The 14181-nt window shown below is 69.3% G+C and carries 13 protein-coding genes; 7 read left to right on the top strand and 6 right to left on the bottom strand.

Going from position 1 to position 14181, the window contains the following annotated elements:
* Positions 1-38: 38 nt before the first annotated feature.
* Entirely contained in the window at positions 39-959 is a 921-nt protein-coding gene (locus ACGFH6_RS27675) for a threonine/serine dehydratase (RefSeq protein WP_393389605.1), read from the top strand.
* Here ACGFH6_RS27675 and ACGFH6_RS27670 read toward each other — a convergent pair.
* Complete coding sequence (locus ACGFH6_RS27670) at positions 952-1575, bottom strand: rhomboid family intramembrane serine protease (protein ID WP_393389602.1); 624 nt, start codon at positions 1573-1575, stop codon at positions 952-954. The genes ACGFH6_RS27675 and ACGFH6_RS27670 overlap by 8 nt on opposite strands.
* An 82-nt stretch (positions 1576-1657) precedes the next feature.
* Here ACGFH6_RS27670 and ACGFH6_RS27665 point away from each other — a divergent pair, with 82 nt between their 5' ends.
* On the top strand, positions 1658-2887 hold the full coding sequence (locus tag ACGFH6_RS27665; protein ID WP_393389599.1) for a Cmx/CmrA family chloramphenicol efflux MFS transporter: 1230 nt from the start codon (positions 1658-1660) through the stop codon (positions 2885-2887).
* Here ACGFH6_RS27665 and ACGFH6_RS27660 read toward each other — a convergent pair.
* Complete coding sequence (locus ACGFH6_RS27660) at positions 2829-4244, bottom strand: APC family permease (RefSeq protein WP_393389596.1); 1416 nt, start codon at positions 4242-4244, stop codon at positions 2829-2831. The genes ACGFH6_RS27665 and ACGFH6_RS27660 overlap by 59 nt on opposite strands.
* A 348-nt stretch (positions 4245-4592) precedes the next feature.
* Here ACGFH6_RS27660 and ACGFH6_RS27655 point away from each other — a divergent pair, with 348 nt between their 5' ends.
* On the top strand, positions 4593-5540 hold the full coding sequence (locus tag ACGFH6_RS27655; protein ID WP_393389593.1) for a transcriptional regulator TrmB: 948 nt from the start codon (positions 4593-4595) through the stop codon (positions 5538-5540).
* Position 5541: 1 nt separating this feature from the next.
* On the opposite strand, the gene ACGFH6_RS27650 is transcribed toward ACGFH6_RS27655, so the two are convergent.
* The 4 genes from ACGFH6_RS27650 to ACGFH6_RS27635 all read right to left on the bottom strand — a co-directional run bounded on the left by ACGFH6_RS27650 (position 5542) and on the right by ACGFH6_RS27635 (position 8978).
* Entirely contained in the window at positions 5542-6171 is a 630-nt protein-coding gene (locus tag ACGFH6_RS27650) for an HNH endonuclease family protein (protein ID WP_360448784.1), read from the bottom strand.
* Positions 6172-6299: 128 nt separating this feature from the next.
* Positions 6300-7112: an MBL fold metallo-hydrolase gene (locus ACGFH6_RS27645; protein ID WP_393389590.1), complete on the bottom strand. Its 813-nt coding sequence runs from the start codon at positions 7110-7112 to the stop codon at positions 6300-6302.
* A gap of 163 nt (positions 7113-7275) precedes the next feature.
* Positions 7276-8034, bottom strand: a complete 759-nt coding sequence (locus tag ACGFH6_RS27640; protein ID WP_393389587.1) for a YaaA family protein — start codon at positions 8032-8034, stop codon at positions 7276-7278.
* Complete coding sequence (locus tag ACGFH6_RS27635; protein ID WP_393389584.1) at positions 8034-8978, bottom strand: aldo/keto reductase; 945 nt, start codon at positions 8976-8978, stop codon at positions 8034-8036. Before ACGFH6_RS27635 ends, ACGFH6_RS27640 begins: the two co-directional genes overlap by 1 nt.
* Positions 8979-9012: 34 nt before the next feature.
* Here ACGFH6_RS27635 and pepN point away from each other — a divergent pair, with 34 nt between their 5' ends.
* From pepN to ACGFH6_RS27615, 4 genes are all read left to right on the top strand, one after another.
* Entirely contained in the window at positions 9013-11469 is a 2457-nt protein-coding gene (pepN, locus tag ACGFH6_RS27630; RefSeq protein ID WP_393389582.1) for an aminopeptidase N, read from the top strand.
* A gap of 188 nt (positions 11470-11657) precedes the next feature.
* Positions 11658-13025, top strand: a complete 1368-nt coding sequence (gene sepH, locus ACGFH6_RS27625) for a septation protein SepH (RefSeq protein ID WP_393389580.1) — start codon at positions 11658-11660, stop codon at positions 13023-13025.
* A 200-nt stretch (positions 13026-13225) separates the two neighbouring features.
* Complete coding sequence (locus tag ACGFH6_RS27620; protein WP_393389577.1) at positions 13226-13639, top strand: hypothetical protein; 414 nt, start codon at positions 13226-13228, stop codon at positions 13637-13639.
* Between the two features lie 88 nt (positions 13640-13727).
* Entirely contained in the window at positions 13728-14168 is a 441-nt protein-coding gene (locus tag ACGFH6_RS27615; RefSeq protein WP_393389574.1) for a VOC family protein, read from the top strand.
* Positions 14169-14181 lie beyond the last annotated feature (13 nt).

Below are 14181 nucleotides of genomic sequence, written 5' to 3'. Positions count from 1 at the left end.
CCAACCGTCGGCTTCTCTCATCGTGGCAGGGTTGGGGCATGACGGTAAGGGTCGATGAGGTGCGGGCGGCGGCGGAGCGGATCGCCGGACGGGTACGACGGACTCCGGTGATCGAGGTGGCGCCGGGCCTGGTCTTCAAGCTGGAGCTGCTGCAGCACACCGGCTCGTTCAAACCGCGCGGCGCCTTCAACCGGCTCCTGGTCGCGAAGGAACGCGGCGAGCTGACCGGGCAGGGCATCGTCGCGGCGTCCGGCGGCAACGCGGGTCTGGCCGCGGCCTATGCCGCCCGCGAACTCGGCGTACCGGCGCGGATCTTCGTTCCGGTCAACGCGCCCGCCCCGAAGGTCGCCAAGCTGCGCACGCTCGACGCCGAGGTGGTCCAGGTCGGGAACGAATACGCCGAGGCGTATCAGGCTGCGGTCGAAGCGCGGGACCAGGGCGACGCGCTGCTGCTGCATGCCTACGACCAGCCCGAAGTCGTGGCAGGTCAGGGCACCATCGGGCTGGAGCTGCTCGAGCAGGCCGGATCCTTCGACACCGTCCTGGTCGCGGTCGGTGGTGGCGGGCTGATCGGGGGCATCGCGACGGCGATCGGCGACAACGCGCAGGTGATCGGTGTGGAGCCGGAGTTGTCGGCGACCCTGCACCGCGCACTGGAGGCCGGCGAGCCGGTCGACGGGCCGGTCGGCGGCGTGGCTGCGGACTCGCTCGGTGCCCGGCGGCTCGGTGATCTCGCGTTCGCGGCCGCCCGGGAGTACGGCGTACGGTCGCTGCTCGTTGACGAGGAAGCCATCGTTGCTGCTCGCAACGAGCTCTGGCACGAGTACCACCTGGCCGTCGAGCACGGCGCGGCCGTCACGTACGCCGCGCTGAAGTCGGGCGTCTATCGCCCGGCCGACGGCGAGCGCGTGGTCGTGGTGGTCTGCGGAGCCAACACGGACCCCGCGACGCTCAGCTGACCGGTCTGGCCGGCCTGCGCTTGGGCCGGTCGTCGGCCAGGATCCAGGCGGCCAGGACACCGGCGATCGCGCCGAACAGGTGTCCCTGCCAGGAGATCCCGTCCTGCGGAAGCAGCCCGCCGAGCAGGGCGCTCCCCCAGACCAGGACGACCACGACGCCGAGCAGCACCTGGCTGATCCGGCGGTTGAACAGTCCGCGCATGATCAGGTAGGCGGCGTACCCGAAGACCAGACCGCTGGCGCCGATGGTGATCGTGTTCGGCGGTGAGATCAGCCAGGTGCCGAATCCGCCGATCACGGTCACGATGGCCGTCACCGCGAACAGCCGGGCCGCACCGCCGACGGCGATCAACAGGCCGAGTGTCACCAGCGGCAGCGTGTTCGAGATCAGGTGGCCGAAGCCGAGGTGCAGGAACGGCGCGGTGATGATGCCGACCAAGCCCTGCGGATCACGCGCGATGATCCCGTACTGATCCAGCGCGCCGTTCGTCGCCGCGTCGATGATCTCGCTGAGCCACATCAGCCCGACCAGCACACCGAGCAGCTTCAGCCCGCTCCCGATCCGGGCAGCGTCCACCGCCCCGCCCGTCCGCTTCGCAGGTATCTGGGAGCTCATGTATCAACGATGCCGTATCCGGCCAAGTCTCAGTCCTTGACAGGCGCGGCGACAGCACACAGTGATCTCTGCGATACTCCCGGTGGCTATCGAGGTGAGGTGGGGGAACGCGATGCCGGTTGCCGTCTATGTGCTGGGCTTGAGCATCTTCGCGCAGGGAACGTCGGAGCTGATGCTCGCCGGTCTGCTGCCCGAATTGTCGGGCGATCTGCGGACCTCCATCCCGGCCGCCGGCCTGCTGATCTCCGCGTTCGCGGTCGGCATGCTGCTCGGTGCGCCGATCCTGGCGGTGGTCACGCTCAAGTGGTCCCGGCGTACGGCGTTGCTGGTGTTCCTCGGCATCTTCGCGGCCACCCATGTCGCGGGAGCGTTGACCCCGAACTACGCGATCCTCCTGGCCACCCGCGTCGTCGGCGCCTTCGTGTACGCCGGTTTCTGGTCGGTCGCGGCCGTCACCGTGGTCGCGCTGGTGCCTGTCGACCGGCGGGCTCGCGCGATGAGCGTGGTTACCGGCGGCCTGACCATCGCCACCATCGTCGGTCTCCCGATCGGCACGGTGCTCGGGCAGAACCTCGGCTGGCGATCGGCGTTCTGGACGGTCGCCGGTTTGTGTGTGCTCGCGATGGCCGGTGTGTTTGCGACCATTCCCGCCGGCAGGCCGGATCCGGAGAGTGCACCGCAGCTGCGCGAGGAACTTCGTGCTCTGCTCCACGCCCGACTCTGGCTGGCCTTCGGCACGACCGCGCTGGTCACATCCACGATCCTGGTGGTGTTCAGCTACCTCGCTCCCCTGCTGATCAACACGACCGGGCTGACGCCGAGCGCCGTACCGGGCGTCCTCGCCCTCTACGGTCTGGGTTCGTTCATCGGCATCACGCTCGGCGGGCGGACCGCGGACGCCCTGCCGTTCCACACCCTCTTCGTGGGTATCACCGGCCTGGGCATCCTGTCCGCGGTCCTCGCCCTCACCGCGACGAATCCCGTCGTCACCCTCGCAGTGGTCGTCCTTCTCGGCGGCTTCGGCTTCGCGACCAACCCGGCGCTCAACGCCCGCGTCTTCAGCCTGGCCGGCGACGCACCGACCCTGGCGACCGCGACCAACTTCTCCGCGTTCAACGTCGGGATCACCGCCGGGCCGTGGCTCGGTGGCCTCGCGATCGGCGCCGGCGCCGGCTACCCGGCACTCGGCTGGATCGCGGTGGCCACCGGGCTCGCGGCCCTCGCGACGGTGGTGGTCGCAGCCTTCCTGCCGGTCAGTTCACTGGACCACCGGGGTCGATATGGCTCGGATCGAACTCGGCGTGCCGCTTGAACACGTACTTGTTCAGCAGCCAGGTGATCGCCCACAGCGCGACACCGATCAGCATCAGCCAGCCGGCGATCTTGTAGTCCGCCGAGTCGCGCCCTGACAGCGGGCTGGCCAGGTACACGCACAGGATCACACCGAGCAGCGGGAGCGCGGTCGGGGCGTGGAAGTGCTTGTGCTCGACCGGGTCCCGGCGAAGTACCAGCACGGCCACGTTCACGATCGCGAACACGCACAGCAGCAGGAACGCCGTCGTACCACCGAGCGCGGCCAGATCGGCGTACCCGATCAGGACGAACGCGAGCAGCGTGGTGAACAGGATCGCGATCCACGGCGTCCGGCGCCGGCGCAGTACTCGGCCGAGCGGACCGGGCAGGACCTTCTCGTGCGACATGCCGTAGAGCAGGCGGCTCGCCATCAGCATGTTGATCAGCGCCGAGTTGGCCACCGCGAACATGGTGATCCAGGCGAACACCTCGAGCGGGAAGCCCGGCGCACCGGCCTGGACGACCTTCAGCAGCGGTGTCGCGCCCTCGTTCAGGTCTTCCGGCGACACCAGCGCGACCGCGGAGATCGCGACCAGCACGTAGATGACACCGGTGATGCAGAGGCCGGTCAGCATCATCTTCGGGAAGATCCGGACCGGGTCCTTGGTCTCCTCGGCCATGTTCACCGAGTCCTCGAAGCCGACCATCGCGAAGAACGCCAGCGCGGTCGCCGCGGTGACGGCGCCGAACGGCGACTCGCCGGACGGGACGTTGAATTCGGTCAGCCGCGCGGTGTCGCCGTCGCCGCCGGCCAGCGCCCACGCGCCGATGCCGATCACGATCAGCAGACCGCTCAACTCGACACAGGTCAGGACGACGTTCGCCTTCACGCTCTCGCCGACGCCGCGGAGGTTGACCAGCGCGATCAGCGTCATGAACGCCAGCGCGGTGATCATCAGCAGTGAGCCGCGATCGGGGTCGATGTCGGCGGCGCTGAAGAAGTTCGCGGCGAACGCCTTCGACGCGCTCGAGGCCGAGGTGAGACCGGAACACATCACCGCGAACGTGAGCAGGAAGGTGAGGAAGTGGATCCCGAACGCCTTGTGCGTGTAGACCGCCGCGCCGCCGGCCTTCGGGTACTTCGTGACGAGTTCCAGATAGCTGGTCGCGGTCAGCAGTGCGACCACGAACGCGCACAGGAACGGTAGCCAGACCGCCCCGCCGACCTCGCCGGCCACCTTCCCGGTCAGCGCGTACACGCCGGTACCGAGAATGTCCCCGACCACGAACAGCAGTAGTAGGCCGGGTCCCATGACCCGTTTGAGTTCAGGACGCTCGCCCGTCTGAGGTGCGGCGGCGCTCATGCTCTCGCTCATCGTGCCTCCCAGGAATTCGGTGCGTCAGTCGACCACATTCCGGGGTGCATTCGCCACAGCCTGCGACCGAGCTGTAACTCGAAGGTGACCCGCCGGCTCGCGCTGCACCTTCGTCTCATCGTCGCACCAAGTAGGCGGGCGCGCGCGTTGAGGCTTGACCAGACGTCCCCTGTCCGATCCGCGCGCGCCCGGCAGACACAGTCGTACCCCACTCGGGGTGGATTCGCACCTGCGGACCGCCTGACGTATGCCGGACATGGCGCGAAGTCGCCACCAACGGGAAAACGATTCCACCTGCATCCAGGAGACGAGATAGCCTGTCCGGGATCCGGGCGATGGGAGGGACGGATGCTGGAGTCGGTGGGGGTCGATCCGCCTGACGAGGAGGCGTACCGCGCCCTGCTGACCGCGTCCGGGTGCGGGATCGCGGAGCTGGCCAAGCTCCTCGACCGCGACGAGCACGAGGTTGCCGCGACCGTCGAGCGGCTGGAGACCCTCGGACTGCTCACCACCACGTCGGACCATCCGATGCGGCTGCTGCCGACCCGCCCCGACGTGGCCGTCGACGCCTTGGTCGCGGTACGGCGTGCCGAGCTGGACCGGGTTCGCGCCGAGGCAAGAGTGTTGCTGACGGAGCTGCGAGCGCAGGAGCAGCACCGGCCGGAGAACCTGGTCGAGGTGATCGTCGGTCAGGAGGCGATCGCGGCCCGGTTCGCGCAGTTGCTCAACGGGACCCGCGAAGAGCTGCTGGTGCTCGACCGGCCGCCGTACGCGTCGAAGACCGGGGAGTCGGAGCCGCGGGTGCACAGGCTGCTCAGCGACGGTGTGGTTGTCCGGGGCATCTACTCCCCCGACTCACTCGACCGTCCCGGCGGCGTCGACCAGGCCTACAGCGCGGCGGACGCCGGGGAGACCTCGCGGATCCATCCGCAGCTGCCGATGAAGCTCGCCGTCTTCGACCGCCGGGCCGCGTTGATGCCGCTGGACGTCGACCAACTGGTCGACAGCGCTCTCGTCGTCCATCCGTGCGCGTTGCTCGACGCGCTGGTCGAGATGTTCACGCTGTTGTGGGACCAGGCAGTTCCGGTAGTGCCCGTGGTCAAGACAGACCCGCTCGACGCGCGATTGATGACGCTGCTCGGCGCGGGCCTCAAGGACGACGCGATCGCGCGGCAGCTCGGGCTGAGCAGTCGCACGGTCGGCCGCCGGGTCGCCGAGCTGATGGAGACGCTGGGTGCGCGGACCCGGTTCCAGGCCGGCATCCACGCCCAGCGTCGCCATCTCCTCGAGGACTGAGTCAGCAGGCCGCCAGCATCTGCTGCAGCGCGGTCTTCTCGGCCGACTGCAGCGAGAGGCCGTAGGTGTACTTCACCCAGATCCACTCGCGGGCGTAGATGCAGTGCACCGAGGCGTTGGTCGGCTTCCACTCGGACGGGTCCTTGTCGCCCTTGGACCGGTTGCTCGACGCCGACACCGCGATCAGCTGCGCGATGCTCAGGTCGTTCGCGAACTGCTGGCGACGGGCCGTGGTCCAGCCGTTCGCACCGGATTTCCAGGCTTCAGCGAGCGGGACGATGTGATCGATGTCGACGCCCGAAGAGTCGTTCACGTAAGTGGCGTCGTACACGCTGTACCAGCGACCGGTGGTCGGCTGGCAGCTGCTGTCGACGGTGACGCCGGTGCCGTCCCGCTTGAGCACCTGTTCCCGGGTGTCGCAGCTACCGGACTGCGTGATCCAGTGCGGGAACAGGTCGCGGCTGTACCCGCTCGTCGAGCCCTCCGTCTTCACGGTGAGGCTCGCCAGCTGGGTGGCCGCCGTACCGGCCGACGGCGGGTCCGGTGGGTAGGCGAGCGCCGGTCCGGCGCTCAGGGTGAACGCCGCGGTCGCGGCGACTGCTGTCAGTGCAGCGGTGATCGAACGTCGCATAGGTCAGGCCTCCGAGGGTGGGGCGGATTCCCCCCTGACGTACTGCCCTCAGCCTTCCCCGATCACACGCAGTAAGAAACCACTCACGGATGAAAGCCGAATGAACGCCCGCCGATGCGCGGACCGGATCACCCCGGCGAGGGCGCCGGCTCGAAGCTCGCCAGCATCTCCTCCAAGGCCTGCTGATCCGGTCCGACGAAGGCATCCGCCCGCGGCGCCGTCTCGAGCAGATCCAGGAACTCGGCCGTCTGTCCCGGCGCCGGCGGCAAGTGGCTGCTGAGGATGACGTCGGGATCCATCTCCCGGATCGGCTGCACGGTACGCCGGAAGGCCTCCGCGTCGACGTTGTGCACCCAGGGACTGTCGATCGTTGCCCAGAGCAGCTGCCCGCCGCGCAGCGCGTCCCGCGGAGCGTCACCGACATCTCCGCAGTCGGCGAGCTCCGGCGTCGGCATCGGCGAGCCGAAACAGTCGGAGCTGAACAGTGCCCGCGAGCGGTCGTCGTAGAAGCCCACGGTCGCGGGACTGTCGTACAACGGCGGCCGCAAGGCAGTCACCGTCCGGTCGCCCAAGGACAGCGACTGGCCCGGGTTCAGCAAGTACAGGCGGTCCATCGGCAGCGGCCGCTCGGTCGACATGATCCCCGCGCCGATGAACGTCGTGATCAGCCGCGCCTGCGGAGCCGCCTCCAGCAGGTCGAACAGCGAGCCGGTGTGGTCGCGGTCCGGATGGGTCAGCCAGATCCACCGCACGTCGGCCGGATCGACGACCGAGCCGAGCGCATCCATGAAGCCACGGTCCGGCAGGCTCAACCCGGTGTCGACCACCAGCGGCTCGGCCGCGAGCAGGACGAACGCGTTCACGGGCAGGAAGCCGATGCCGGGCACCGGCAGTTGGTCACTCAGAACGCTGATGTCAGCGCCGACACGATTGATCCGCATGATGCTTCCCCCTTGGAGTCTCGCTGTCACCCACAGCAAGACCGCCGGAACCGGTCTTCTTCGGAGCGTCCGCCGCGGTCGGCACCCTGTCAAGCGCCGGAGCAGGTGCCCACATCCCCTGTTTGCAAGGCTTTCCGGTCTCGAAAGGCCTCAGCGGCAACGATCAGTCGTGCTCGACGACGGTGAGTGTCCAGCCGGCGCCGGTGCGGTCGAGTTCGGCGTTCCAGCGTTCGCTGACCAGCTTGTGCAGGGACTTCGGGGTTCCGGGGTCCTTGCCGGACTCGAGCAGGTGCCGCGCGACCAGGCCGCGGGTGTGCTTGGCCATGTGCGACACGACCGTCCGAACACCGTCGCGTTCACGGACGACGTTGACCGAGACCCACTTGGCTGCCTGGTCACCGCTCGGGCGCCACGCGGCGACGTACGTCGAGGAGCGGCAGTCGACGATCACACCGCTGGTCTCCGACAGCGCGGCCGCCAGCGGATCGCGCCAGACCGACGCCAGCGGTCCATGACCGGGCAGCGTCGTACCCATCGAGAGCCGGTACGGCGGTACGCGGTCGGCCGGCCGCAACGCGCCCCACGCCGCGGACACCACGAGCAAGCGGCTGCCCGCGCGGCGCTTGGTGCCCGCGGACATGCTCGCGTACCCGAGAGCGTCGTACAGGACGCCGGAGTACAGCTCGGACACCGGCACCGCGGGCTCGGTACGCCAGCGGGTGTTGCGGTCGACCTCACCTTGCAGCGAGGCGCCCACGTCCAGGACGTCGTACGCGTCGGAAGACGCGGACACCTTCGCCAGCGTCTCCAGGACTTGCTCGCGGACGGGGTTCAGCTCCGGGAACGAGAGAGTCGAGAAGTCGACGGCGCGACCGCGAGACCGTCCGGTCTTGCCCTCGGACGGCGGCAGCAGAATCAGCATCAGGTGAGCTCGTCCAGGGCGGCCAGGTCGGCGGCGGTGGGCTCCCACATCCCGGCCGCGACGTTCTGCGCGATCTGCTCCGCTGTGGTGGCGCCGGCGATGACCGAGGCGACCGCGGGCTGGGCCGCGAGGCCGCCGATCGCGACGTCGATCATGGTCAGGTCGCGCTCGGCCGCGAACGTCTCCAGCGCCTCGATCTTGTCGAAGTCGGCGGTGGCCAGACGGTCTGGCTGGGTCGCCAGCCGCGTCCCGGCGGGTGCCTCCTCGCCCCGCTTGTACTTGCCGGTGAGCAGGCCGGACGAGAGCGGGAAGAACGGCAGGACGCCGATGCCGAGGTGCTCGCACGCGGGCACCAGTTCGTCCTCGACCTCGCGCTCGAGCAGCGAGTACCGGTTCTGGGCGCTGATGAAGTGCTCGAGGCCGGCGGTCCGGGCGGCCCAGTCCGCGTCCACCACCTGCCAGCCGGCGAACTGGGAACTGCCGATGTACCGGACCTTGCCCTCGGCAACGAGCTCGGACAGCGCCGCGAGGGTCTCCTCGATCGGGGTGACCTGGTCCGGCAGGTGCAGCTGGTAGAGGTCGATCCAGTCGGTGCCGAGCCGCTGCAGACTCGATTCGACCGCCTTGCGGATGTACCGGCGGGAGGCGCGGGCACCCCAGTCCGGACCGTTCGCCCCGTGCATGTCGCCGCCGAACTTGGTCGCGATCACCACCTCGTCGCGCCGGCCACCGAGGGCTTTGCCGAGCAGCTCTTCGCTGGACCCGTGCTCGCCGTGGTAGACGTCCGCGGTGTCGAACAAGGTGATGCCCGCGTCCACCGCGGCGTTCACCACCACGTCCGTACGCGTGGCATCCAGCCGCCGCCCGAAGTTGTTGCAGCCGAGTCCGACCACGCTCACAGTCAGCCCTGAGTCACCCAGTTGCCGGTACTCCATCTCGCTCATGTGCTCAGCCTAATCACGGCATACAGTGGCCCTCATGCCGAGTCTCACCGTGGACGGCGCCCGCACTCGGGCCGCCGCACTCTCCGTCCAGTCGTACGACGTCGATCTCGACCTCACCCAGGGCGAGCGCACGTTCGGGTCCACCACCACCATCAGGTTCACCGCGTCGGAGCAGACGACGTGGCTGGACGTGCAACCCGACGAGCTGTTGTCGGTGACGCTGAACGGCGCACCGGTCGACGTCGCCGGGCTGAACGACGGACGGCTCGAGCTCACCGGCCTGCAGCCGGACAACGAGCTCGTCGTCGCCGCCTCGATGGCGTACTCCCACGACGGTGAGGGACTGCACCGCGCGGTCGACGCCGCCGACGGTCTCGTCTACACCTACGCGATGTCCTTCCTCGACGCCGCGCCGCGCATCTTCGCGTGCTTCGACCAGCCCGACCTCAAGGCGCCGTACCGGCTGAAGGTGACCGCGCCGCCGGAGTGGCTGGTGCTCGGCAACGGAGCCGCGACCCAGGTCTCCCCCGGCCGCTGGGAGCTGACCGAGACGCTGCCGCTGTCGACGTACTTCGTCACCGTCGTGGCCGGACCGTACCACCAGCTGACCGACTCCCACGACGGGATCGCGCTGAGCGTGGTGTCGCGGCAGTCGCTGAAGGAAGCGCTGGACCGCGAGGCCGAGGACATCTTCCGGGTCACCAAGCAGGCCTTCGACGAGTACCACCGGATGTTCGGCTACCGGTACCCGTTCGGCGAGTACCACCAGGCCTTCGTGCCGGAGTTCAACGCCGGCGCGATGGAGAACCCGGGTTGCGTGACGTTCCGCGACTCGATGGTGTTCCGGTCCGCGGCGACCGACGCCGAGCGCAGCCAACGGGCCCGGACGATCGTCCACGAGATGGCGCACCAGTGGTTCGGCGACACCGTCACGATGCAGTGGTGGAACGACCTGTGGCTGAACGAGTCGTTCGCCGAGTACATGGCGCACCGGGTGTCGACCGCCGCGACCGACTACCAGGACAACTGGATCGACTTCGCCTTCATCCGGAAGTGGTGGGGTCTGCAGGCCGACCAGCGTTCGTCGACACACCCGGTCGCGGCCGACGCGGTGAAGGACGCGCTCGCGTCCCTCGACGACTTCGACGGCATCTCGTACGCCAAGGGCGCGGCGGTGCTGAAGCAGCTCGCCGCCTACCTCGGTGACGACATCTTCCTGGCCGGCGTCAAGGCGCACATCGTCGCGAACGAGTTCGCCAACGCGACCTTCGCCGACCTGCTCGCGAAGTGGACCGAGGCCGGTGCCGTCAACCTGGACACGTGGGCGCAGAACTGGCTCCGTACCCCGGGTCTCGACACGATCAGCGCTGTCCGCACCGAGACCGGCATCAAGCTACGCCGCGTCGCGCCGACCGCACACCCGGCGACCCGACCGCACAAGCTGACCGTCGGTGGGTACGACGCGGACGGGCGCGCGACCACGGTCGACGTACTGCTGGACGCGGACGAGGTGGACGTGGCGCTCGACTCTTCGGCCGCGGTGGTGATCCCGGACGCGGGCGACGACACCTGGGCGAAGATCCGGCTCGACGCGGACAGCCTGGCGAACCTCGCGGACGTGCTGCCGAAGATCGAGAGCGGGGTGACCCGGGCCGTCGTTCTCAACAGCATCCGGGACGCGGTCGCGGACGCCGAGCTCGACCCGAAGCTCGGCTTCGAGGTCCTGCTCAGCATGCTGCCCGGCGAGACCAGCGACATCGCGGTCTCGTCGATGGTCGGCTGGGCGCAGAGCCGGCTGCTCGGCGTCTACCTGCCCTACGAGCCGTACCGCGGCCGGCTGGCCGACGTACTGGCCGAGCGGCTCCGGTCGGCACCGGCGGGCAGCAGCCTGCAGCTCGCGGCGGCGCGCGGCCTGGTCAAGCTGACCGACGACGTGGACCTGCTGCAGGGCTGGCTGAGCGGCAGCGACGTCCCCGAAGGACTCCCGGTCGACGCCGAGCTGCGCTGGATGGTGACGCTGCAACTGGCCCGCCTCGGTGCGATCGGCGATGCCGACATCGACGCCGAGCTCGCCCGCGACAACACCTCCGAGGGTGTCGTGCACGCCACCGAGTGCCGGGCCGCGCTGCCGACGCCGGAGGCCAAGGAGCGAGCCTGGGCGATCATCATGGCCGACGCCGACGTCGCGAACTACGAGCTGTACGCCGCCGGGACGGGCTTCTGGCACCCGGCGCAGGCCGAGCTCACCGCGCCGTACGTCGACCGGTTCTTCGCCGAGATCGCCGGCACCGCCAAGTTCCGTTCCGGCTGGGTGATCGCGAGCAGCGCGCACACGTCGTTCCCGCGGTACGCGATCGACGAGCGGGTGGTCCGGCTGGCCGGTGAGCTGGCCGCCGACGATTCGGTCGCGGCCGGAATCCAGCGTGCTGTCGGCGACGACACCGACGACATCAAGCGCGCTCTGGCGGTCCGTTCGGCGTTCGGTGACTGAGTACTGAGTCGCGGTCACACCGTGTTGTGACTACTGTGACTGGTGTGATCACAAGGACCCTTGTGAGCAGGCAAGATGTGATTTCGTGACAGAACCTCCACAATGACCGGGCGGCACGGCGCGCCGGTCTTGGTCAGGCAGCACGTCACGGGAGAGACTGTCGAGAACCGCACAGGAGAACAAAGGCAATGCGCGAGGCGAGGCTCGTCGGTCTGAGCGAGGATGGCAAGCAACTCATCCTGGCGATGGCAGAGACGGGTGAGGAGTTCGCCGTTCCGGTCGACGACCGGTTGCGTGCGGCCCTGCGCGGCGACCGTGCCCGACTCGGCCAGCTGGAGATTCAAATGGAGAGCGCGCTGCGCCCACGAGACATCCAGGCTCGTATCCGCGCCGGCGAAAGTCCCGAGGCGGTGGCGGCCGTCGCCCAGATGCCGATGGAACGCGTGATGGCGTTCGCCGGTCCGGTCCTGGCCGAGCGGGACCACATCGCGAGCCTCGCGCAGCGCGCCTCCGTCCGTCGCCGTGGCGGTGCCGACGCCCCGGCCCGCAACCTCGGCGCCTGGGTCACCGAGCGGCTCCGCACCCGCCAGGTCGACCCGGCGTCGGCCGAGTGGGATGCCTGGCGGCGCGACGACGGCCGCTGGGCGGTCCGGGTCTCCTACTTCGTCGCGGCCGACGACGCGGAGGAGCAGAAGGAAGAGAAGATCGCGATGTTCGCGTACGACGCTCCTGGTCGGTTCGCGGTCCCGGACGACGACGAGGCCCGGTGGCTGGTGGGTGAGCAGGCGCAGGTGATGCCGCCGCCGGTCCAGCCCGCGCACCAGCCAGGCGAGCGCCGGCTGAGCGCGGTGGCCGACATCGACCTGTCCATCGCGCCCGACCACGGGGCCGACAGCTACGAGGCCGGCTTCGAGGACACCGTCAGCCTGCCACGGCGAAACCAGCCGGTTTCCCGGGACGCCGGGCATGACGGCCACACCACGCGCGACGCCGAGCGTGGTCCGCGCCGGGTGCACTCTGTGCCGGACCCGGACGAGGAGCCGACGCTGATCGACGTACCGGTCGAGCAGCCGCCGACGCTGCGTCCGGCCGTGCGTGCCGTCGAGCGTCCCACTCAGCTCCCGGCCGAGGCTGCCTCGATGGGTCCGCCCGAGGAGCGTGCTGCCGCGCGCGAGAACCCGTTCACCGAACGCCGCGCCACTCCGGACCGCACTCCCCCGGCTCCCGTGCGCCAGGCACCCGAGTCCCGCCCCGCCGAGCGCCCGGCTGCTCGCACTGCTCCGGAGGAGCGTCCCGCTCCGGCCGATCACCGCTCAGCGCCGACCACCCCGGCAGCTGCCGAGCCGACTCCGCCGCCGGTCGAGGCGCCCGCGCCCAAGCAGCCGGCCACCACCGAGCCGCCTGCCGCTCCCGCGGCCTCCGCCGCCTCCGACGCCGCGCCTGCGGCGAAGGAAGAAGCTCCGGCGGAGCCGAAGAAGAAGCCGGCCCGCCGCAACGCCAAGCGCGCCAGCGTCCCGAGCTGGGACGAGATCATGTTCGGCAAGAAAGCCGACTGATCCCGCCGTCGCCTGACACATCACGGACTGTTGTCCCAGATGGCGGACCGTGTTTGGCAGGGTCTTCGAGCTCTGTCATGATCTTCGGCATGTTCCTGCTGTGTTGCTGTTGTCGCTGACGCGCGCCGTCTCCGGCGCACGAGGCCCTGCCCCTTTCCGTGGCCCGCCCGCCGACACCAGCACTCACAGGATCTTTCGCCATGAATCTCCCGGCTTTCGCCGACCTGCTCGCGTCCCGCGGCCTCCGGCTGCTGCCCGGCTCCCACGCCGTACCGGTCGAGCTGCTCGTTCAGTTGCCTGACGCAACGATCGCCACGTTCACCGCACGCGGTACGACGCTCCGCCTGCGCCGCTTCTCCCCCGACGCGCTCACCGCGATCACGATCGCCGCCGAGTGCGGTTGCGGCGACCACCACCCGCAGTCCGGCCCGGCCCGCGTCACCCTGAGCAGGTACGCCGTACCGCTCGACGAGCACACCCTCAACGGCGAACTCCTCTTCGGCTGGCGAGACCACGAAGCCGGCCTGCTCCGCCTACCCGACGCCGCCTCTCACTTCTTCACCCTCCTCGACCAACTGCGGACCCCCACCCGCGAACTGGTCGGCGTCGCCTGACCCTCCGCTTGTCGAGAACGCGGTACCGGCTTCGTCCCTGGTACATCAGTGGCCAGGACAGGCCGCACGACCAAGGAGGAGAACCACGGTGACGATTCAACGGATGGACAACGTCGGCATTGTCTTCGACGACCTCGAGGCTGCCGTCGCGTTCTTCGAAGAACTCGGCCTGGAAGTGGAAGGCAGAGCGCAGATCGAAGGCCCCTGGGCGGACCACACCGTCGGACTCGACGGCGTCCGCTGCGACGTCGCGATGATGCGGACCCCGGACGGCCACGCCCGGCTCGAGCTGTCGAAGTACCACACTCCGGCGGTGATCGCCGCCACACCGCAGAATCCGCCGCACAACACGGTGGGCATGCATCGCATCATGTTCACCGTCGACGACATCGACGACGTTGTGGCCCGCCTGCGCACTCACGGCGCCGAACTCGTCGATCAGATCGTTCAGTACGAGGACTTCTACCGGCTCTGCTACGTCCGCGGCCCTGAAGGGATCCTCATCGGGCTGGCCGAGCAGCTCAGCTGAGCGATCGGTGCGG

The sequence above is a fragment of the Kribbella sp. NPDC049227 genome, from assembly GCF_043197265.1.
GTDB lineage: Bacteria > Actinomycetota > Actinomycetes > Propionibacteriales > Kribbellaceae > Kribbella.
Note: the sequence above shows the minus strand (reverse complement) of the source record. Positions and strands in the feature narration are given on the sequence as shown.